Genomic DNA, 18,773 nt, shown 5'->3' with positions numbered 1-18,773 from the left:
GGCGGACAGCTCCACCCATAACTTCATACCGCTCATCCAGAGGGGCAGAGGGATACGGCCCGATGAAGCCCCGGCAACCCTCCAGCCGGTCTCGTGCGTGATCACGCAGCGAGGCTCCCGGCTAGGGAAGGTGCCAAATCCGTCTCACGGCGAGATGCGTCGTGAGGAAGATGAGGAGAAAGGGCCTCGCCTCCATGGCTGTGCAGACGATCGCAACCACCGCGTCGACCTCCGAGAACACCGTCGACCTCGGTCCCGCAACGGCGCTGAGCTGCCGCGAGTGCGGCCACCGCGTCCCCCTCGGCCCCTTCTTCGCCTGCGAAGAGTGTTTCGGTCCCCTTGAGATCGCGTACGACTTCTCTTCGTACGACACCGAAGCGCTGCGAGCCCGCATCGCCGCAGGTCCCGCCAACATCTGGCGCTACGCCCCCCTACTCCCCGTACCCGCGGACGTAGCCGAGAAGCCGAACATCAACCCCGGCTGGACCAAGCTCGTCCAGGCCGACCGCCTCGCCGCCGAACTCGGCGTCGAGCAGGGCAAGTTGTTCGTCAAGGACGACTCCGGCAACCCCACGCACTCCTTCAAGGACCGCGTCGTCGCCCAGGCGCTCGAAGCGGCGCGCGCCTTCGGTTTCACCACCCTCAGCTGCTCCTCGACCGGCAACCTCGCGGGCGCGGTCGGCGCCGCAGCCGCCCGCGCTGGCCTGCGCTCCTGCGTCTTCATCCCGCACGACCTGGAACAGGGCAAGATCGTCATGGCCGCCGTCTACGGCGGTGAGCTGGTCGGCATCGAGGGCAACTACGACGACGTCAACCGCTTCTGCTCCGAGCTGATCGGCGACTCGGCGGGCGAGGGCTGGGGCTTCGTCAACGTCAACCTGCGGCCGTACTACGCCGAGGGCTCCAAGACGCTGGCGTACGAGATCTGCGAGCAGCTCGGCTGGGAACTTCCGGACCAGCTCGTCGTACCGATCGCCTCCGGCTCGCAGCTCACGAAGATCGACAAGGGGCTCCAGGAGCTGATCAAGCTGGGGCTCGTCGCGGACAAGCCGTACAAGATCTTCGGGGCGCAGGCTCAGGGGTGCTCGCCGGTGTCGGTCGCGTACAAGGCGGGGCACGACGTCGTACGGCCGCAGAAGCCGGACACGATCGCTAAGTCCCTCGCCATCGGGAACCCGGCGGACGGGCCGTACGTGCTGGACATCGCGCGGCGGACCGGCGGCGCCGTCGAGGACGTCACCGACGAGCAGATCGTCGACGCGATCAAGGTGCTGGCGCGGACGGAGGGGATCTTCGCGGAGACCGCCGGGGGCGTGACCGTGGGGGTCACCCGCAAGCTGATCGAGAACGGGCTGCTGGACCCGTCCCTCACGACGGTCGTCCTCAATACGGGTGACGGCCTCAAGACCCTTGACGCGGTCGCCGGGACCGGCCTGACCGCCACCATCCGCCCGACCCTGGACTCCTTCCGAGAGGCTGGCCTCGCATGAGCGTGACCGTTCGTATCCCGACCATCCTGCGTACGTACACCGGTGGAAAGGCCGAGGTGGCCGCCGAGGGCGGGACCCTCGGGGAGGTCATCGCGGACCTGGAGAAGAACCACACGGGGATCTCCGCGCGCGTCCTGGACGACCAGGGGAAGCTGCGGCGGTTCGTGAATGTGTACGTCAATGACGACGACGTCCGTTTCGAGCAGGGGCTGGAGACGGCGACTCCCGACGGCGCCGGCGTCTCCATCATCCCGGCGGTCGCCGGGGGCTGAGTTCGCCGGTTGACCTAATGTCATTACCGGCGGGTAGTAACCGTCAGTAACGCGTATTACTCATTGTTCATCGAATTGCCCTCTCTGCTTCGAAGCGGAGGGGGCAATTCTGTGTGGTTGAACGAGGTAGGGTTGGGGAACCCGCTTGCGCTCAGCCTTCTCGCATCCGACAAGAAACAGCCAAAGTGTGCGTCTCTTGCGTGGCATTTGCGGCATATGCCCGGCCCGACTTGCCCTGACCTCTGGTGAATTCTCACCACATTCCGGATCGCGTGCGTCCAGAATTCTCGTCCGATTGACCTGTTGCAGACGGCAGTTGGACAGATACATTCAGCCGCGGTCGACGCGTTCCGGCGCACGCCCCCAATACGGCAGGGGGGTGAGGTCTGACCCGGACCCACGAAGTGTGGGTCCGCGCAAGGGCCAGTAATAGGGGAGTTAGGCATGGCTCAGGGCACCGTCAAGTGGTTCAACGCGGAGAAGGGGTACGGCTTCATCGCGGTCGACGGTGGTGCGGACGTCTTCGTCCACTACAGCGCCATTCAGATGGACGGCTACCGCACCCTCGAAGAGGGCCAGCGAGTCGAGTTCGAGATCTCGCAGGGTCAGAAAGGCCCGCAGGCCGACATGGTTCGCGTCACCGCCTGAACATTCGACAAAAGGCCCGCACCTGTCCAGGGTGCGGGCCTTTTGTCGTGGGTGCTGGGGGTCGCCGGGCGAGGTGTGCTTTCAGGGGGCTCTGCCGATGTGCGGCTCCGCCGCGCGGGCGCGACGAGCCACGACGCGCCCGCGCTCGCCTGGCCGCTTCCCTGCTTGCTGCCGACGGCACCGGTCGGACGCCGAGCCGGTCCAGGTCTTTTAGGGGCGCGGGGAACTGCGCGACAAGCCACGACGCACCCGCAGCCGCCCACGCGCCACCACCCCCCACCCCCTTCGCCCCACCCCCGAATCCGCAACTTGCCAGTCCTCCCCCGCCACCCCCGTGACCCGCGCCCTCCCCACCCCGCAGCCCCCGCAAACCCCCACCCTCCACCCGTACGGCCTTGCACTCTCGGGGGTCGAGTGCTAATCATTGGCGTTAGCACTCTCCCTGTGAGAGTGACAACGAAGGACCGAGTCGGTGAGGTTCACGGCGAGGGTGGGGCAAGGGACCACCAGACCGCGGGACCGTCCGTCGCGGGCGCGGGCGCGGTCCATTTGCGGTACTCACCCCCAGTCCTGGAGGGACCACTTCACATGGCCAAGATCATCGCGTTCGACGAGGAGGCGCGGCGCGGCCTTGAGCGCGGTATGAACCAGCTCGCCGACGCCGTCAAGGTCACCCTCGGCCCCAAGGGCCGCAACGTCGTCCTTGAGAAGAAGTGGGGCGCCCCCACGATCACCAACGATGGTGTGTCCATCGCCAAGGAGATCGAGCTGGAGGACCCGTACGAGAAGATCGGCGCCGAGCTGGTCAAGGAAGTCGCGAAGAAGACGGACGACGTAGCCGGTGACGGCACGACGACCGCGACGGTCCTGGCCCAGGCACTGGTCCGCGAGGGCCTCCGCAACGTCGCCGCAGGCGCCAACCCGATGGCCCTGAAGCGCGGCATCGAGAAGGCCGTCGAGGCCGTCTCCGGCGCGCTCCTGGAGCAGGCGAAGGACGTCGAGACCAAGGAGCAGATCGCCTCCACGGCCTCCATCTCCGCCGCCGACACCCAGATCGGCGAGCTCATCGCCGAGGCGATGGACAAGGTCGGCAAGGAAGGCGTCATCACGGTCGAGGAGTCCCAGACCTTCGGTCTGGAGCTGGAGCTCACCGAGGGCATGCGCTTCGACAAGGGCTACATCTCGGCGTACTTCGCGACCGACATGGAGCGCATGGAGTCGTCCCTCGACGACCCGTACATCCTGATCGCGAACTCCAAGATCGGCTCCGTCAAGGACCTGCTCCCGCTCCTGGAGAAGGTCATGCAGTCGGGCAAGCCGCTGCTGATCATCGCCGAGGACGTCGAGGGCGAGGCCCTGTCGACCCTGGTCGTCAACAAGATCCGCGGCACGTTCAAGTCCGTCGCCGTCAAGGCGCCCGGCTTCGGCGACCGCCGCAAGGCGATGCTGAACGACATCGCGATCCTCACCGGCGGCGAGGTGATCTCCGAGGAGGTCGGCCTCAAGCTGGAGAACACCACGCTGGACCTGCTGGGCCGCGCCCGCAAGGTCGTCATCACCAAGGACGAGACGACGATCGTCGACGGCGCCGGGTCCTCGGACCAGGTCGCCGGCCGGGTCAACCAGATCCGCGCCGAGATCGAGAACTCCGACTCGGACTACGACCGCGAGAAGCTCCAGGAGCGCCTGGCGAAGCTCGCGGGCGGCGTGGCGGTCATCAAGGCCGGTGCCGCGACCGAGGTCGAGCTCAAGGAGCGCAAGCACCGCATCGAGGACGCCGTTCGCAACGCGAAGGCGGCCGTCGAGGAGGGCATCGTCGCCGGTGGTGGCGTGGCCCTCATCCAGGCCGCCGCGGTCTTCGAGAAGCTGGAGCTGGAGGGTGACGAGGCGACCGGTGCTGCCGCCGTCAAGCTCGCCCTTGAGGCCCCGCTGAAGCAGATCGCCGTCAACGCCGGCCTCGAAGGCGGCGTCGTGGTGGAGAAGGTCCGCAACCTCCAGGTCGGCCACGGCCTGAACGCCGCGACCGGTGAGTACGTCGACATGATCGCCTCCGGCATCATCGACCCGGCGAAGGTGACGCGTTCCGCGCTCCAGAACGCGGCCTCCATCGCCGCGCTCTTCCTCACCACCGAGGCCGTCATCGCCGACAAGCCGGAGAAGTCCGCCGCGCCTGCCGGTGGCGGTATGCCGGGCGGTGACATGGACTTCTGATCCATCTCCCGCAAGGGACGGATCGGCAGTACTACTGAGGGCGGTACTTCCCAGGTATGGGGGGTACCGCCCTCGGGCGTTGTTTCAGGGCTTGTCGGGCGTGCAGGGTACGAGCTTGCCGTCATCCGTGAGTCGTACGTGGATGACGTACGGCTGGGCCTTCCCGGCCCGCAGCGTGACTTTCCACGCCGGGTGCTCGCGTACGGCCTTGTCGGGCCCGGCCGTGTTCTCCACCCAGTCCGGCATGGGCTCCTCGGGGTCGGAGGCGCACGTACTGCCGGCGACGTCGACGGCCATCCCCCCGCTCCCGCTGATCTGCTCGGGAACGGACTTGAGGTTGAGCGCGACCCGCTCGCCCCACTCCTTCACGGAGAGCGTGACGCTGCCGTCGGCGTTCTTCTCGACGGCGTACGCGGCGGATTGGCTGGACGCGCTTGGCCACAGGACCCATCCCACGGATACGGCGGCACAGGCGATCCCGGCGACGAGTGCGCGCCTCGGGGTGAACACCTTTCTGCGCGCCGGGACTTGAGCCGCTCCCCGCAACTCGGCGTCCTGCTTGAGCTGTTCGAGCAACCGCTCCTCAAAAGTCATGCTTCGCCCCCCACGGTGTGCATCTCCTGTACGACGATGTCGTCCCGGCGCAGCGCCTTGCGCGCGCGGTGCAGCCGGACGCGGGCGGTGACCTGCCGTATCCCGAGCGCGGCGGCGGCCTCCCCGACGCTGAGTTGATCCACGGCGACCAGCTCCATCACGGCCCGTTCCCCGTCGGGGAGTTGGGCCAGTACTTGCAGGGCCCGCCGCCCGGGACTCTCCGCGTTGAGCTGCTCCTCAAGCCGAGCGATGTCATCGGCGTCGAGCAGCCGCCGCCCGGAGACTCGCCGCACGCGCTCGGCTTCCCGGGCGACTCGCCGGTACTCGGCAGAGACGACGTTCCGGGCGATCCCGTACAGCCAGGCGGTCTCGCTCCCGAGGCGGGCGCGGTAGGTGTGCCCGGAGTCGAGCACGGCGAGAAACACTTCGGTGACGAGGTCGGCGACGGTGTGCGGATCGCCAACGCGCCGTGCCACGAACCGGGTTACGGCTCCGACGTGCCGCCGGTAGAAGTTCTCCAGGACCTCCGGATCACTGAGCGGTCTTTTTCCTGTGCCACCCACAGGCGCCTCCTTTGTGTCAGGGGGTACGTCTGTAGTTGGCGGGGGGGAGGGGGAAGCGTTACAGGGTCAGCCGGAGTAGATCTTGAGGGTCTGGGTGTCGAGGGTGAGGTCGACCGGGGGTGGGAGAGGTACGGGGGTACCCCAGGGGTATGACAGGGAGCTGCGGTAGCGGCCGTTCTCGGGGGAGCTGTGGACGGTGAAGGTCGCCGTGTTGCGGTCGAGCAGGAGGTAGACGGGGATGCCGGCTTCCGCGTAGGCGACGGGGCGTTCGTGGCGTGCGCGTTGGTTGGTGCGGAGGTCGCGGGAGGTGATCTCGACGACCATCGGGATTCCGGCGGGGTCGGACCAGTTGCCGTGTCCCATGAAGTGACCGATGGGTGCGAAGGCCCCGTCGGCGATGGCGCGCCCTGTGAGCTGGGCCTCCGTCTTGATGCCGACGGCGGAGTACAGGCCGTGGCTGGGGCGCAGCGCGAGGAGTTGGCGCAGCAGGGCCATCAGCATGCAGGAGTGATTGCCGTCGCGCGGGGCCTTGAGCTCCAGCTTTCCCCGGCTGTACTCGATCCAGAAGTTCTTCGGTGCCCGGCGCGCCAGTTCCTCGAACTCCTCGACGCCGAGCGGCGTTTCGGTGCGGACCCGGCCGTCGACGTACACGAGCCGGACGTTCGGCGGGACGGCTTCGGCCAGTTCCTCGAAGTCCTCGACGGGAGTGTCCGGACGTTCGGCAGGCCCGGAGGTCATCGTGCCCCCACGCGCGGCTTCATCCGGATCGAGGCCCGGAACGTATCCGTCTGGGCGCGAACATCAAGGGCGTCCCGGTACCCCGCAGGTCGTACGGGACTCCCCGTACACCCCTTGCACAGTCCCCCTGGCAACGCCTCCGGCCTCCCCGGCACCCTGCACTCGGAGCACTCCAGAAGCCGTACGGGTCTCACGGCCTGTACGGGTCGTACGGGTACCGGCGGCGGCATCTTGTCGACGAGGCGGCGGTGCAGGAGCGCGGCGGGGGAGTGGACGGGTGAGGGCAGCCCGGCGGTGAGGGCGGTACGGATGGCCTCCGCACCGGCGCCGCGCGCGAACCACTCCTCGACCAGCGGAGCGAGCCGTGCGCACTCGGCGGCGGAGAGGAACAGCGAGGGCGCGGTACGGCTGAGCGCGGCGAGGAGGATGACGGCGCGTGAACGGGTCTGCGGGGGCTCGGAGTTGTCCGGCGGTACGTCACCCCGGGTGAACGCGGCCCACCAGTCGTCGGCGCGGGCGGTGCGGCTGAAGAACGTCCGGGTGATCCAGAGTTCGGTGCCGGAGGGGGACGTCACCTTCTCCTGCCCCCGCCGCAAGTGTCCCGCCGCCTGGATCCTGTTGAGGGAGGTCCGTAGCGCGCACTGCCCGTACGCGGTGGTCTTGGCGAGCATCTTCACGGAGATGTCGGCGCCGTCGGGAAGCCGGTCGAGGTATCCGGCGATGGCGGCGTCGCGGGGGAGGAGGTGATCGAAGTCACCCTTGCGGCGCGGTTGTTGGCCGGGGGCGGTGCGTTTGCCGTACCCGGGCTTGGCCATCGGGTGCGCGGGCAGGTCGGTGGTACTAAAGTTGGCGTCAGCCATTGGTGTAGCCCTTGCTCTGAGAGGGCGGCTCCTTCGGTCAAACCCCCACAGGTGTTGTCAGCACCTGTTGGGGGTTGATTTACGTCCGGAGCCTTTGTGTTGGCAGAACCGTAAAGCCAACTGACACTCCGTCGCAACCCGAACCCGCAAAGTCAACAGGCGGGGTGGGAGGGCGGGTTGAGACCCACACCCATTCAAAAAAGCAACGGCTCGAAGCTCAGGACTTGAGCCCCGGGGCGTCGCGAGCGGGAAGCGGTGAACGCCGCCTTGCCGCCCGGCGCCGATACTTGAGGATGACGAGCACACCGGCAAGCATCGTCAGGATGACCGGCCCTCCGAAGGCGTCCATCGCCCTGCCTTTCCGTACGTCGAACAAGGAACCGAAGCGATGACATCGTGGGAAGCGGCCGTAGTGCAGGCCGACATCACCGCAGACGGGGGTACGGGGCGTCCTCCCGGGCCCGGCGGGCGCCGAGACCGTACACATCGCGGTCGGCGGCCGGAGAACGTTCGCCGGTGAGTTCCGGGCTGTGTACGAGATGCCGCTCTTCCGGCGGGACGAGATACTGCTCTCGTGGCAGGTGGTCGACTTCGTGCAGCGCGAGTTGGGGGAGGCCCGCCCGGAAGACCGCGCCCACACACTGCTGACCACCCTGAGCTGCCCACACCCGAGCTTCGAGGAACGGGAGAGCGCCGAGTCGTTGTTGGTGGGGTTCGTGTACCAACGTGGGGGCGGGATGCGGCTGTACGTACGTCGCCAGGACACCCCGGGTGTCATCGGTTGCGACGTACGTCTCGCGGAGGCGGGTCCGGCGGTGATGGCGGAGGTGTTCTCGCGGTCGGGGGAACGGGAGTTGTGGGCGGAGCCGGAGGGGGACCAGCACTGTACGGCGGTGCTGGACCTGACGCATTGAGGAGGGCCGCGCCGTCGGGGGACGGGCGGCCCAACAGGTCGGGCTAGCCCTGCTTGAGGTCTTCGACGAAGGCGGCCCAGGACTGCGTACGGAAGACGAGCGCCGGGCCGGAGGGGTTCTTGGAGTCGCGGACGGGGGTCAACTCGGGGTGTCCGTCCGCGACTTCGAGGCAGTCGCCGCCATCACCCGCGCTGTACGTCGACTTGCGCCAGCGCGCGACTTCGAGGCGGTCGCTGCTGTCGCTGGTCTTGCACCAGGCTGCGCTGTTCGGTGCGTACTCAGAGGTGTTGTGCTTCATGGGCGTAATCCTGCGCCACCGACTCGATTAGAGCCAGTGATCGCGGGGTGGGGAGAGCATCCGCCTGGAGGAGGTTGAACGTGAGGGTGTGACGGGTGATCAAAGCCGGGTCGTCCTCCAGTTTTCCCATGTCAAGTCCCTCGGTGAAGCACAGCGGCGAGGCATCCTCGAACGCCATGAGTTTCAGGGAACCGCCCATTCCGGCATGGGTTCCTGAACTGAACGGCAGCACTTGCAAGATGACCCGACGCCGCTGGGCCATGTCCACCACATGCCGGAGCGCGGCTGCCATGACAGCTGGACCTCCGACCGGCCGACGGAGCGCGGCCTCGTCCAGAACCACCCAGAGCAACGGGTTTGTTGGACCGTCGAGGAGACGGGTGCGCCCCATGCGGAGTGCCACCAGCTCCTCGATCTCGTCGTCCGATGCCGTGGGCCTGTACGTGCGGAACAACGACTCCGCGTACTCCGGCGTCTGCAACAACCCGGGGATCAGCAACGGCAGATAGTGCCTGATCTCGGTCGCCTTGGCCTCGGCTTCCGCCGCCTCCTCGAAGTGCTCCGGATACTTCGACTTCTTGGCCAGTTCCTTCGAGTTGCGCGTGAAGAACGTCCCCGTCCCCAACTCCTTGTCCAGCGGCGGCCCCATCTCAGGCCTGATCCGCCGGATGCCCACCTCCATCTGACCGACGTACGAGCCACTTACGAACAGGACCTCCCCCAATCCCGTCTGGCTGTACCCCTTTTCCTCGCGGGCGTGCTTGAGTTCCCTGCCCAGGAACACGCGGGGTGACGTCGGCAGATCCAGATCCTTCTGCTTCGCCATGATCGACTCCCTCCGTTACAGCCGGAGTTGTTGCTGCGCCTCCTCTGGCCAGGTTAGAAGAGCGGCGACCACGCTGTGTGGTGAACCAAAACACTCAGCGTGGAGGAAGTGCGCACATGAAGGAGCTGACCGGGGCTGAAGAGCCCACCCCCACCATCGACGAAGCCCTCACCAGACTGCGGAACGCCCTCGCGGACGCCGGCATCACCCTCCCCTCCCTCGCCGCCGACCAGGTCTCGGCGACGCACCGCGACCCGGCGTACCACCTCCTCGAACTCGGCCGCTGCAACGTGGCCACGGCCACCCGCCTCACCACTGCCCTCATCCGCGCGGGAGCCCCAACTCGATGACGAAGATCGGCACTTACGTCCTCGACACCCGCTCGAACCGTATCGGCGAGGTCATGGACCACTTGAACGGCCACCTCCAACTCCGCCCGATCGGCGGCGGAGTGGAGTGGGACTGCCACCCGACGGACACGGAACTCCCCACGCAGGAAGCGCTGTTGAGCGAACGGGTCCGCACGCGGAACAGGAACACGCGCACTCGGAGCCAGCTCAACTCCTGAACGCGGAGAAGCCCCGACCAGCCCCGCCCGCAAGCCGGTTCACGGCACGAGGCGGGGCCGTTCTTCTGCTGGCCGGCGTCTCAGACCTCGTACTGCCCGACCTCAAGGAAGTACCGCAACTCCTCCGGCGTCCCATCGATCACGCGCTGCGCCGCCGCGCGGAGCGCAGGGCTGCTCTTCGGGTCCCCGATGATCCGCGCGACGGCGACGCGGTCGTCCTCGGCCTGCGCGAGGCGATACCCGGTAGCCAGGAAGGCACGTAGTACTTCCGGCGTATTCACATCGAGGGCCTTGCCCGCTTCGCGGACGACCGCCTTGCCGGGCTTGCGCGCAAGGATGGTGGAGATCTGGACGCGATCGTCCTCGGCCTGCGCGAGCCGGTACCCGGTCTTGAGGAAGTTCCGCAGGTCGTCGGCGGTGCCATCGAGCGCCTTGTTGCCCGCGCGGGTGACGGCCTTGCCGCTGATCGGGCTCCACATGAGACGCAGGGTGGCGATGCGGAGTTCGTCCAACGACATGTCGTCGATGGGGACTTCGGCGGACACGGTCGCAGAAGTCGAAGTCGTCGGCGGGGTCGTCGCGAACGCCGGGGACGTGAAGAGCAGCGCCGGAGTGAGGGCGGCGGTCGTGAGCAGAAGGGTGGCGCGGGTCAGGCGTCTCATGTTGCTGTCTCCCCGTGTAGTCATGTTGAGGGGAGAGCCTCGCACGAGGGACGGGGGCGGTGCATTTCGATAACGGGCAGTGCTCCAGGTGGAGTTGTTGCCGGTGCGCTTCAGGGCGCCGTACCGAGAACACCTCTCAAGTACTACGGGGTGTCCGGGATCACACCCCCCTACCCCCTCGTCCGGAAATGGCGTGGACCGCGGTCCGGTTGACCTGGACGTACAAGGCGTATGCGTATGCACATACCCACCGGTCAGCCAGACGACTTCACGAGCGAGGAGCCCTTCCTGTGGCAGCCACCCCCACCCGTGCCTCCGAGATCCTGTCCCGCCCGGTCACCATCAACGGCCTCACCCTCGCGAACCGCATCGCGATGGCCCCGATGACCCGCATGCAGTCCCCGGAGGGGATACCTGGGGAGGACGTGGCGTCGTACTACGCACGTCGTGCTACCGCAGGGGTAGGCCTGATCGTCACCGAGGGGACGTACGTCGGTCACGACTCGGCGGGTGAGAGCGACCGCGTACCCCGCTTCCACGGCGAGGAGCAGCTCGCGGGCTGGGCGAAGGTCGCCGACGCGGTCCACGCGGCCGGCGGCAGGATCGTCCCGCAGCTCTGGCACATCGGCATGATCCGCAAGGCGGGCCAGCCGCCGTTCACGGACGCCCCGCCGGTCGGCCCCTCCGGCCTGCGTGTCGACGGCACCGCCGACGGCCACACGATGACCCAGCGCGACCTGGACGACGTCATCGGCGCGTTCGCGCAGAGCGCCGCCGCCGCCGAACGCCTCGGCTTCGACGGCATCGAACTCCACGGCGCCCACGGCTACTTGATCGACCAGTTCCTGTGGGGCACGACCAACCGCCGCACCGACGCGTACGGGGGTGACCCGGTCGCGCGTACCAAGTTCGCGGCCGAGATCGTCGCCGCCGTACGCGAGACCGTGTCTCCGGAGTTCCCGGTCATCTTCCGCTTCTCGCAGTGGAAGTACGACAATTACGACGCGCGGCTCGCCGAGACGCCGGAGGAGCTGGAGGCGATCCTCACGCCGCTCGCGGCGGCCGGGGTCGACGCCTTCCACGCCTCGACGCGCCGCTACTGGGAGCCGGAGTTCGACGGCGCCGACCTCAACCTCGCGGGCTGGGCCAAGAAGCTCACGGGCAGGCCGACGATCACCGTCGGCTCGGTCGGACTCGACGGCGAGTTCAACACGGCGTTCGCCGGGAAGGGGGCCGAGGCGAAGGGCATCGACGACCTGCTGGAGCGCTTCGAGCGGGACGAGTTCGACGCCGTGGCCGTCGGGCGCGCGCTGCTCCAGGACCCGGAGTGGGCGGCGAAGGTGCTGGACGGCCGGGTCGAGGAGCTGCGGGCGTTCGACCCGGCGGCGCTCCAGACGCTGAGCTGAGGCCCTCCGCCCGGCCCCTCTGTCCACCCCTCTGTCCTACCCTTTTGTCACCCACACGAGTGAACTCCGGCCGGATCGGCGGCTCGCTGGAACCCTTGTTCGATGCGAGCCGTTGGGCGGGTCAGAGGCGGTCGGTGGGAGACGAGAGGAGCAAGGGATGGCGGCGGAAGAGGTTCGTACGACGGCCGGTGTGGTCCGGGGCAGGCGCGAGGACGGCCTGACGGTGTTCCGGGGCATGCCCTTCGCCGCACCCCCGGTGGGCCCCGCCCGTTTCCAGGCGCCGACCCCTCCGGCGCCCTGGACGGGCGTGCGGGACGCGTACGAGTTCGGCGACCCGCCCCCGCAGGAGACCGGCCTCCAGGGCACCCCCGCCACGGGCGGCGACGACTGGCTGACGGCGAACGTCTGGACACCGGACCCGGCCCCGCAGGCCCCGCGCCCGGTCATGGTCTGGATCTACGGCGGCGCCTACCGCATGGGCCACGCGGGCAGCCCCGGCTACGACGCCCAGCACATCTCCCGCAAGGGTGACGTCGTGGTCGTCACCTTCAACTACCGCGTAGGCATCGAGGGCTTCCTCCACATCGAGGGCGCCCCCGCCAACCGGGGCCTCCTCGACCAGATCGCCGCCCTGGAGTGGGTCCGCGACAACATCGCGGAGTTCGGCGGCGACCCCGGGAACGTCACGGTGTTCGGCGAGTCCGCGGGCGCCGGCTCGGTCGCCGCGCTCCTCGCGACGCCGGCGGCCCGGGGCCTCTTCCACCGCGCCATCGCCCAGAGCATCCCGGTCACGTACTTCTCCGCGCCCCTGGCCCGGGACATCGCGGTGGCGCTCGCGGCGGAGGCGGGCGTACGGCCGACGGCGGCCGACCTCGCGACGATCCCGCCGAGGAAACTCCCCGGGGCGGGCGAGGCCCTGTCGGCCAAGATGGCGGCGTACACGCGCTGGGGGCAGGTCGCGCCGACGTCCGTGCCGTACTCGCCGGTGGTGGACGGCGAGATCCTGCCGAAGACCCCGTGGCAGGCGGTGCGCGCGGGTGAGGCGCGGGACATCGACCTCCTGATCGGCCACAACTCCCAGGAGTACCGCCTCTTCACGGTCATGGGGAACCTCCTGGGCCGCATCACGGAGGACCAGGCGACGGCGGCGCTGCGCATGTACGCCCCCGGCGGGGGCGAGCCCGGCGAGCGCGCGTACCGCGAAGCCTTCCCGGACGCCACGGCGCAGGACCTCTTCGAACGCGTCCAGTCGGACTGGCTGTTCGCGATGCCGTCCCTGTACCTCGCGGAGGCCCAGCTGGCGGCAGGCGGCTCGGCCCACCTCTACGAACTGACCTGGACACCCCCGGCCCACGGCGGCATCCTGCGCGGCTGCCACGCCCTGGACGTCCCCCTCCTCTTCGGAACGTACGCCGCGGACATGGGCGCCGTCGTCTTCCCCGGCGGCGAGGTCCCGCCGGACGCGGCCGACCTCACCGCCCGCTTCCAGACGTCCTGGACGTCCTTCGCCCGCACCGGCGACCCCGGCTGGGAGGCGTACGGCCTGGAACGCGGGCTCACGCAGATCCTGGACACCCCGCCGGAGGTCAGCCGCTACCCGGAGGAGACGGCGAGGAGGCTGTGGGAGGGGTACGCGTGGGAGGCGCTGCCGCTGGTGGACTGACGGGAGCGGGTCCCGACGGAGAGGGTCACCCCGTCACCCTCTCCGCGATCACCCGTGCGCACGCCAGGGATTCGGTACGGCTCGTGTCCACCACGACGTCGTACCGGACCCCCGCGTGCGCGGCCTCCGCCTGCGACTCGGCCATCCCCGGCACCCGGTCCCCCCGAGCGATCTCCCGCCCGGCGGCGACCTGCGCATCACACCGCACCCCCACCCACAGCACATCCACCCCGTCGAAGACCTTCTCCCACCCCTGCTGCCCGTCGGCCCCACCGAGCAGCACATCGTCGACGATCACCCGCCCCCCGGCCCGAGCCACCGCCGCGACCCCCTCCCGCCAAGCCGCCTCGGCCGCCTTGAACTCCGCCCCCACCCGGATACTCCCGTCCGCCTCGAACAGAATCCCCTCCTCGGAGTTCCGCATCTTCCGAGGCAGCGCCTCCACGAACGAATCCACCCCGAAAGCCATCCAGGCCCCCGGCAGAATCTCCTGAAGACACCGAACGATCCCGGACTTCCCGGAACTGGACCCACCGTTGAGAAAAACGACCCGAGTACCCATCCCCCCACAGTAGGAGCCCCCCGCACCCCCCGGACAACAGATTTCCGCCCCTCCCCACCGGCCGTTTCCACCCCCACCCGCCTACTCTGGACCCACCACCCCCGGCCGGAAACCCACACCATGAACCACGCCCAGCTCACCGCCCTAGGCCGAGCCCTCCGCCTCCTGGGCGAACACGGCGACGCGCTGACCGGCGACACCCCGGACGCCAAGCTCCACGAGATGAAGGCGGACATCCAGCGAGCCCTGGACCTGCTGGACGACAGCGTGGAGGGCGCGGCCCCGGTGACCCGCTGCGCCGAGCACCCCTACGGCCCCGTCGACACGGAGGCCCCCGACGGCTGCCTCCTGTGCGAGACCCGCCGCAGAACGGCCCGCCGCTCGGAACTGCACGGCTCGACCCCGCCCCCGCAGATCCCGACGACCCCCAGCCGGTACGGCGTACGGGAGGACCGCCCGCAACCCCAGCAACGCTGGCTCCCGGAACTGTGGAACGGCCAGGAGTGGCAACTGTGCGGCACCCCCCGCAGGGACCGCCGAGAAGCGGAAGCCTTCCTCGCGGCGGTACGCCGGGGCCCGCGCCCGGCGATGGCGTACCGCCTGGTCCACGAGTTCACGGACTACGAGGTACTACGGGTATGGGGTACCCCCCTGAAGGTGGACATCGAGCCCTTGGGCAACCTCTGAACCGGCCTTGACCCCCAGGTACTACGTCCCTAGCCCGCAGGTACTACGCCCCGCGATGCGCGGCGAGCGCACCCCGCAGATGCCCCCCGGCCTCCGCCAGCAACCGCCGGGCGGTCCCCGCGTCCACCCCCGCGAGCAGCATGAGCACCGCGTCCTTCACCTCACCGCCGGTAGCGGTGAGCGCGGCCTCGATCTCGTCGTCCTCGGCCCCGGTCGCGACGCCGACGATCCGCCGGGACCGGGCCCGCAGCTTCTCGTTGGACGCGCGTACGTCGACCATGAGGTTCCCGTACGTCTTCCCGAGCCGGATCATGGTGATCGTGGAGATCATGTTGAGGACGAGCTTCTGAGCGGTCCCGGCCTTGAGCCGAGTGGACCCGGCGAGCAGCTCACCCCCCACGACGACCTCGATCCCGTACTCGGCGGCACGTCCCAGAGCACTCCCGGGATTACAGGCGATCCCCACGGTCAAGGCCCCTCTACCCCGTGCGTACTCCACCCCGCCTACCGCGTAAGGGGTACGCCCGGAGGCCGATACCCCCACAACGGAGTCGTCCCCCGTGAGAGCCACCCCCCGAAGATCCCGCACAGCCAACTCCCGGGAATCCTCGGCCCCCTCGACGGAATCGACGAGCGCCCCCACTCCACCGGCGATAAGCCCCACCACTTGCCCGGAAGAGGTATTGAAAGTAGGCGGACACTCGGAGGCGTCCAAAACCCCCAACCGCCCAGGGGTCCCGGCCCCCAGGTAAATCAACCGTCCCCCACGCTCCATCCGCAGGGCAATGGCATCGACGGCGGCAGAAATAACAGGCAGCTGGGTAGCGACAGCAGCGGGAACGCCGGCATCTTCACGATTCATGAGCCGAGCGATATCAAGCGTGGACAGCTCATCAATACGAGCGAAGTCGGCACGAAAGGACTCGGTGGGAAGGGAGGAGAGCTGAGAGAGAAGGTCGGAGGAGGACATAAAAAGACGGCTCTTTCAATCCAAAGGGATTCCTACACCTACCTGTAGGGGCGCGGGGCTGTGTCTAACAGCAGCTCCGCTGCGGGGCGCGACCAGCCGCACACAACCCGCAGCCCGACCGAAAGGATCACCCCTACGGCCTACCGATGCCGGTGCGCCAGCGCTTCGTACGACGCGGCCAACGCGGGAGCCGCAGCCTCATAAGTCCGCTGAGCAACCCCCACGAACAGGCAGTCCACCACCAGTAACTGCCCGGTCCGCGACGCCATGGCCGCAGGCCGCAAATCACTCTCCCGAGCAGAGGACGTGGTCAGAACATGATCCGCGTACTGAGTGACCGCCCCATTGGCCCGGCCGGTAATGGCCACGGTGGTAGCCCCTCGCTCGAACGCGACGCGCAGCGGCTCGATCACATCCCCGGTGGACCCGGAATGCGTAATGGCGACGGCGACATCCCCGCCCCGCAACTGCACCGCATTGGTCACCGCGAGATGAGGATCACTGTGTGCATGGGCGACAATCCCGATGCGCAAGAATTTCTGCACAAGATCCTGAGCGACAAGCCCGGAAGCCCCGACGCCGTAAACATCGACGCGCCGGGCGGAAGCGGCGGCGGAAACGGCGGCCCCGAGCTGAACGGTATCGAGCCCGGCGGCGGTATCGGCCAACGTCTGCTGCTCGGCGTGGGCGAGTTTGGTGACGACGTCACCGATGGGATCGTCGACGGAAATATCCGTGGTCAGCACGGGCGCCCGCCCGGACTGCTGATGCGCCGCGAGCCCGGCAAGAGCGAGCCGAAGATCGCGGTACCCGGGATACCCCAGTACCCGAGCGGTACGGACGACGGTCGCCTCACTGGTTCCCGTCCGCTCCGCGAGCCCGGTGACGGTGAGCGCCGCGCACCCGGCGGGGTCCCCCGCGACGGCCTCGGCGACCCGCTGCATGGACCGGGTCATGGAGGGAGCGAGCGTACGCACCTTGGCCGCGAGCGCGCCGCCGAAAATTTCTTTCACGTCACGGGTCACACTCTGAAAGATATTTTCATTTCGGTGACCGGGTCAAGAGTGCGCACAATGAAGACATGAGCACCGACCCCGTACACCCCGTAAGCCCCCTGGAGCAGGCCCTGCACAGGGCCCGCGCCCTGGTCCTCGCCGACCTGGTCGCGGGCGAGGTCGCCGAGGCGGACGTGGTGTCGCTGGTCGAGGAGTCGGTCGTACAGCGCCGCTGGTGGGTGGAGCAGTGGCCGGACGGCGCGCAGTACGTCGCGGGCCTGGTCGCGCAGGACGTACAGGACGCACTGCTGGAGAGGTACGGCCGCTGGCCCCTGTGCCCGGTCTGCGGCTCCGGCGACCCGCACGCGCTGGACGTCGAACCGGAGCTGGGCCCCGACCCGCACTGGGTCTGCCACAAGGCCGGCGTGAAGGTCGCGGCGGTCGGCGCCCTCGGCACCGGCCGGAGCGGACCGCCGTCCTCATGACCGTCTACATCGACCCGCCCACCTGGCCCGGCCACGGCCGCCTCTGGTCCCACCTGGTCAGCGACGTCTCCTACGACGAACTCCACGCGTTCGCCGAGAAGTTGGGCGTTCCGCCGCGCGCTTTCGAGCGCGATCACTACGACATCCCCGCACAGCGTTACGCCGACGTGGTGGCCGCCGGAGCCGTCGAGGTCAGCAGCCGCGAGGTCGTACGGCTCCTGCACGGCGCGGGTCTGCGACGGCGCAAGGCGAGCGTCCCTCAGAGCCGGTACCGCCGCAGCTCGTAGGCGTCCCCCTCCGGATCGGTCCCCGCCTCGACGAACCCGGCCCGCTCCAACACCCCTTTGGACGCGAGGTTCTCGGGCTCGACGACGGCGAACACGCTGTCCACGTCCCCCTGTTCACGCCCGAGCGCCCACTCCCCGACGGCCCGCACCGCCTCCGTCGCGAACCCGTTCCCGCGCGCCTCGGGGACGACGTCGTACCCGATCTCCGTACGGCCGTCCCCGTCCGGCGCCGCGTGGAAACCGAGGCTCCCGATCGCCAGCCCGTCCGCGCGCCGCACGAGCACGAACAGCCCGAACTCCGCCCGCAGGACGCCCTTTTCGTACGAGGAGAACACCAGCCCGGCGGCCTCGCGCGTCCCGTCCAGGGGGCCGTCCCCGAGCCAGTCGAACCCGCCGTCGCCGCCCACCCACAGCTCGGCGAGCACGGCCGGGGTGGCGGACTCCAGCGTGAGCCGATCGGTGGGCAGGACAAGGCTGTTGTGCCAGAGCCAGCGCAACACCGGTGTGCGGCCCGGCAGTTCACCGCGCCCGGTCGCCCACAGCAGCGTCTCCCAGGGGTCGAGCGCCGGACGCACCTCGGGAAAGATCCGCTGGAGCACGAACTCGGCGAGTTCCGGGGCGGGTTGGTGGTCGACGTCCAGGCCGCGCGCGATGTCGTGGGTGTGCAGCAGGACTTCGGCGACCCCCATCGCCGCGAACCCCTGCCGGTTCGCGCCCCGGAACGGCGCCGGATGGTACGCCCGCACACGCGGCGGCGTGGTCCGTACGGCCGCCGCGAGCACCGCACCGGCCGCCTCGATCACGTCCACCACACGGGAGTTGGGCGTCTCCTCGTCGAACCGGAGCTTGAAGGGCAGATACGCCCCCTGCACCCGGCCCGCCAACTGCCCGGCGTATCCGAAGAGTTCGTACGCGATGTGCTCGGCGGTCACCCGGCAGCTCCACTCCAGGCCCGAGGCCGGGGTGCCCGCCCAGTCCCGGTCCGCGAGCGCCCGCAGCAGCGTGACGCTCTCCGCGACGGCCGCGTCCAGTTGATCTCCGCCCGAAAGACTTCTCCGCATGACGTGAGCGTAG

General features: G+C 68.9%; 23 protein-coding genes and 1 riboswitch. Of the genes, 12 read left to right on the top strand and 11 right to left on the bottom strand.

The annotated features are described in order from the left end of the window. Positions 1–29 precede the first annotated feature (29 nt). Positions 30–177: riboswitch (SAM riboswitch) on the top strand. Positions 178–194: 17 nt separating this feature from the next. The 4 genes from thrC (at position 195) to groL (ending at position 4,621) form a co-directional block, all read left to right on the top strand. Continuing rightward, the gene (thrC, locus tag ACQCO7_RS19045; protein WP_464072984.1) at positions 195–1,490 is read left to right on the top strand and encodes a threonine synthase; all 1,296 of its coding nucleotides are present in this window, start codon (positions 195–197) and stop codon (positions 1,488–1,490) included. Next, the gene (locus ACQCO7_RS19040; protein ID WP_464072983.1) at positions 1,487–1,762 is read left to right on the top strand and encodes a MoaD/ThiS family protein; all 276 of its coding nucleotides are present in this window, start codon (positions 1,487–1,489) and stop codon (positions 1,760–1,762) included. The genes thrC and ACQCO7_RS19040 overlap by 4 nt, the downstream gene beginning before the upstream one ends. A gap of 444 nt (positions 1,763–2,206) precedes the next feature. Further along, complete coding sequence (locus ACQCO7_RS19035; RefSeq protein WP_004986573.1) at positions 2,207–2,410, top strand: cold-shock protein; 204 nt, start codon at positions 2,207–2,209, stop codon at positions 2,408–2,410. Between the two features lie 588 nt (positions 2,411–2,998). Then, positions 2,999–4,621, top strand: a complete 1,623-nt coding sequence (groL, locus tag ACQCO7_RS19030; protein ID WP_010351197.1) for a chaperonin GroEL — start codon at positions 2,999–3,001, stop codon at positions 4,619–4,621. An 84-nt stretch (positions 4,622–4,705) separates the two neighbouring features. On the opposite strand, the gene ACQCO7_RS19025 is transcribed toward groL, so the two are convergent. From ACQCO7_RS19025 to ACQCO7_RS19010, 4 genes are all read right to left on the bottom strand, one after another. Next, positions 4,706–5,215, bottom strand: coding sequence for a hypothetical protein (locus ACQCO7_RS19025; RefSeq protein WP_464072982.1), 510 nt, complete (start codon positions 5,213–5,215; stop codon positions 4,706–4,708). Beyond that, positions 5,212–5,778: an RNA polymerase sigma factor gene (locus ACQCO7_RS19020; RefSeq protein WP_464072981.1), complete on the bottom strand. Its 567-nt coding sequence runs from the start codon at positions 5,776–5,778 to the stop codon at positions 5,212–5,214. The genes ACQCO7_RS19025 and ACQCO7_RS19020 overlap by 4 nt, the downstream gene beginning before the upstream one ends. Positions 5,779–5,844: 66 nt before the next feature. Next, complete coding sequence (locus ACQCO7_RS19015) at positions 5,845–6,516, bottom strand: Uma2 family endonuclease (RefSeq protein WP_464072980.1); 672 nt, start codon at positions 6,514–6,516, stop codon at positions 5,845–5,847. Then, a complete protein-coding gene (locus ACQCO7_RS19010) occupies positions 6,513–7,376 on the bottom strand; it encodes a hypothetical protein (protein ID WP_464072979.1) in 864 nt (287 codons plus the stop codon). The genes ACQCO7_RS19015 and ACQCO7_RS19010 overlap by 4 nt, the downstream gene beginning before the upstream one ends. Before the next feature lie 530 nt (positions 7,377–7,906). Between ACQCO7_RS19010 and ACQCO7_RS19005 the strand changes: the two genes are divergently transcribed. Beyond that, positions 7,907–8,290, top strand: coding sequence for a hypothetical protein (locus tag ACQCO7_RS19005; protein ID WP_464072978.1), 384 nt, complete (start codon positions 7,907–7,909; stop codon positions 8,288–8,290). Positions 8,291–8,333: 43 nt separating this feature from the next. Here the strand turns inward: ACQCO7_RS19005 and ACQCO7_RS19000 are convergent, their stop codons facing one another. Next, the gene (locus ACQCO7_RS19000) at positions 8,334–8,588 is read right to left on the bottom strand and encodes a DUF397 domain-containing protein (RefSeq protein WP_464072977.1); all 255 of its coding nucleotides are present in this window, start codon (positions 8,586–8,588) and stop codon (positions 8,334–8,336) included. Next, positions 8,569–9,414, bottom strand: coding sequence for a helix-turn-helix domain-containing protein (locus ACQCO7_RS18995; RefSeq protein WP_464072976.1), 846 nt, complete (start codon positions 9,412–9,414; stop codon positions 8,569–8,571). The genes ACQCO7_RS19000 and ACQCO7_RS18995 overlap by 20 nt, the downstream gene beginning before the upstream one ends. A 116-nt stretch (positions 9,415–9,530) precedes the next feature. Between ACQCO7_RS18995 and ACQCO7_RS18990 the strand changes: the two genes are divergently transcribed. Both ACQCO7_RS18990 and ACQCO7_RS18985 read left to right on the top strand, forming a co-directional pair. After that, complete coding sequence (locus ACQCO7_RS18990; protein WP_464072975.1) at positions 9,531–9,764, top strand: hypothetical protein; 234 nt, start codon at positions 9,531–9,533, stop codon at positions 9,762–9,764. Next, positions 9,761–9,982, top strand: a complete 222-nt coding sequence (locus ACQCO7_RS18985; RefSeq protein ID WP_464072974.1) for a hypothetical protein — start codon at positions 9,761–9,763, stop codon at positions 9,980–9,982. Before ACQCO7_RS18990 ends, ACQCO7_RS18985 begins: the two co-directional genes overlap by 4 nt. Positions 9,983–10,062: 80 nt before the next feature. Here the strand turns inward: ACQCO7_RS18985 and ACQCO7_RS18980 are convergent, their stop codons facing one another. Next, positions 10,063–10,644, bottom strand: coding sequence for an ALF repeat-containing protein (locus ACQCO7_RS18980; RefSeq protein ID WP_464072973.1), 582 nt, complete (start codon positions 10,642–10,644; stop codon positions 10,063–10,065). A gap of 290 nt (positions 10,645–10,934) precedes the next feature. Here ACQCO7_RS18980 and ACQCO7_RS18975 point away from each other — a divergent pair, with 290 nt between their 5' ends. Together ACQCO7_RS18975 and ACQCO7_RS18970 are read left to right on the top strand one after the other, a co-directional pair. After that, entirely contained in the window at positions 10,935–12,050 is a 1,116-nt protein-coding gene (locus ACQCO7_RS18975; protein ID WP_464072972.1) for an NADH:flavin oxidoreductase, read from the top strand. A 157-nt stretch (positions 12,051–12,207) separates the two neighbouring features. Next, positions 12,208–13,713 (top strand): carboxylesterase/lipase family protein, encoded by a 1,506-nt coding sequence (locus ACQCO7_RS18970; RefSeq protein ID WP_464072971.1) that lies wholly within the window; start codon positions 12,208–12,210, stop codon positions 13,711–13,713. A gap of 25 nt (positions 13,714–13,738) precedes the next feature. Here the strand turns inward: ACQCO7_RS18970 and cpt are convergent, their stop codons facing one another. Further along, the gene (cpt, locus tag ACQCO7_RS18965; RefSeq protein ID WP_464072970.1) at positions 13,739–14,275 is read right to left on the bottom strand and encodes a chloramphenicol phosphotransferase CPT; all 537 of its coding nucleotides are present in this window, start codon (positions 14,273–14,275) and stop codon (positions 13,739–13,741) included. Between the two features lie 120 nt (positions 14,276–14,395). Between cpt and ACQCO7_RS18960 the strand changes: the two genes are divergently transcribed. Then, a complete protein-coding gene (locus ACQCO7_RS18960) occupies positions 14,396–14,962 on the top strand; it encodes a hypothetical protein (protein ID WP_409116616.1) in 567 nt (188 codons plus the stop codon). A gap of 43 nt (positions 14,963–15,005) precedes the next feature. Here the strand turns inward: ACQCO7_RS18960 and murQ are convergent, their stop codons facing one another. Beyond that, complete coding sequence (gene murQ / locus ACQCO7_RS18955) at positions 15,006–15,932, bottom strand: N-acetylmuramic acid 6-phosphate etherase (protein WP_464072969.1); 927 nt, start codon at positions 15,930–15,932, stop codon at positions 15,006–15,008. A 140-nt stretch (positions 15,933–16,072) separates the two neighbouring features. Beyond that, a complete protein-coding gene (locus tag ACQCO7_RS18950; protein ID WP_464072968.1) occupies positions 16,073–16,957 on the bottom strand; it encodes a MurR/RpiR family transcriptional regulator in 885 nt (294 codons plus the stop codon). 56 nt (positions 16,958–17,013) lie between these two features. Between ACQCO7_RS18950 and ACQCO7_RS18945 the strand changes: the two genes are divergently transcribed. Continuing rightward, on the top strand, positions 17,014–17,412 hold the full coding sequence (locus tag ACQCO7_RS18945; protein ID WP_409116613.1) for a hypothetical protein: 399 nt from the start codon (positions 17,014–17,016) through the stop codon (positions 17,410–17,412). Beyond that, the gene (locus tag ACQCO7_RS18940; protein ID WP_010351218.1) at positions 17,409–17,699 is read left to right on the top strand and encodes a DUF4031 domain-containing protein; all 291 of its coding nucleotides are present in this window, start codon (positions 17,409–17,411) and stop codon (positions 17,697–17,699) included. Before ACQCO7_RS18945 ends, ACQCO7_RS18940 begins: the two co-directional genes overlap by 4 nt. Here ACQCO7_RS18940 and ACQCO7_RS18935 read toward each other — a convergent pair. Continuing rightward, entirely contained in the window at positions 17,672–18,760 is a 1,089-nt protein-coding gene (locus tag ACQCO7_RS18935; protein WP_464072967.1) for a GNAT family N-acetyltransferase, read from the bottom strand. The two genes, ACQCO7_RS18940 and ACQCO7_RS18935, sit on opposite strands and share 28 nt — an antisense overlap. Positions 18,761–18,773: the final 13 nt, after the last annotated feature.

Source organism: Streptomyces saintjeani (assembly GCF_055409605.1).
Note: the sequence above shows the minus strand (reverse complement) of the source record. Positions and strands in the feature narration are given on the sequence as shown.

Bases quoted from the DNA above. Each gene is read 5' to 3' on its own strand.
- thrC (WP_464072984.1), top strand. From the start codon at position 195: ATGGCTGTGCAGACGATCGCAACCACCGCGTCGACCTCCGAGAACACC.
- ACQCO7_RS19040 (WP_464072983.1), top strand. From the start codon at position 1,487: ATGAGCGTGACCGTTCGTATCCCGACCATCCTGCGTACGTACACCGGT.
- ACQCO7_RS19035 (WP_004986573.1), top strand. From the start codon at position 2,207: ATGGCTCAGGGCACCGTCAAGTGGTTCAACGCGGAGAAGGGGTACGGC.
- groL (WP_010351197.1), top strand. From the start codon at position 2,999: ATGGCCAAGATCATCGCGTTCGACGAGGAGGCGCGGCGCGGCCTTGAG.
- ACQCO7_RS19025 (WP_464072982.1), bottom strand. From the start codon at position 5,215: ATGACTTTTGAGGAGCGGTTGCTCGAACAGCTCAAGCAGGACGCCGAG.
- ACQCO7_RS19015 (WP_464072980.1), bottom strand. From the start codon at position 6,516: ATGACCTCCGGGCCTGCCGAACGTCCGGACACTCCCGTCGAGGACTTC.
- ACQCO7_RS19010 (WP_464072979.1), bottom strand. From the start codon at position 7,376: ATGGCTGACGCCAACTTTAGTACCACCGACCTGCCCGCGCACCCGATG.
- ACQCO7_RS19000 (WP_464072977.1), bottom strand. From the start codon at position 8,588: ATGAAGCACAACACCTCTGAGTACGCACCGAACAGCGCAGCCTGGTGC.
- ACQCO7_RS18995 (WP_464072976.1), bottom strand. From the start codon at position 9,414: ATGGCGAAGCAGAAGGATCTGGATCTGCCGACGTCACCCCGCGTGTTC.
- ACQCO7_RS18990 (WP_464072975.1), top strand. From the start codon at position 9,531: ATGAAGGAGCTGACCGGGGCTGAAGAGCCCACCCCCACCATCGACGAA.
- ACQCO7_RS18985 (WP_464072974.1), top strand. From the start codon at position 9,761: ATGACGAAGATCGGCACTTACGTCCTCGACACCCGCTCGAACCGTATC.
- ACQCO7_RS18980 (WP_464072973.1), bottom strand. From the start codon at position 10,644: ATGAGACGCCTGACCCGCGCCACCCTTCTGCTCACGACCGCCGCCCTC.
- ACQCO7_RS18970 (WP_464072971.1), top strand. From the start codon at position 12,208: ATGGCGGCGGAAGAGGTTCGTACGACGGCCGGTGTGGTCCGGGGCAGG.
- cpt (WP_464072970.1), bottom strand. From the start codon at position 14,275: ATGGGTACTCGGGTCGTTTTTCTCAACGGTGGGTCCAGTTCCGGGAAG.
- ACQCO7_RS18960 (WP_409116616.1), top strand. From the start codon at position 14,396: ATGAACCACGCCCAGCTCACCGCCCTAGGCCGAGCCCTCCGCCTCCTG.
- murQ (WP_464072969.1), bottom strand. From the start codon at position 15,932: ATGTCCTCCTCCGACCTTCTCTCTCAGCTCTCCTCCCTTCCCACCGAG.
- ACQCO7_RS18945 (WP_409116613.1), top strand. From the start codon at position 17,014: ATGAGCACCGACCCCGTACACCCCGTAAGCCCCCTGGAGCAGGCCCTG.
- ACQCO7_RS18940 (WP_010351218.1), top strand. From the start codon at position 17,409: ATGACCGTCTACATCGACCCGCCCACCTGGCCCGGCCACGGCCGCCTC.
- ACQCO7_RS18935 (WP_464072967.1), bottom strand. From the start codon at position 18,760: ATGCGGAGAAGTCTTTCGGGCGGAGATCAACTGGACGCGGCCGTCGCG.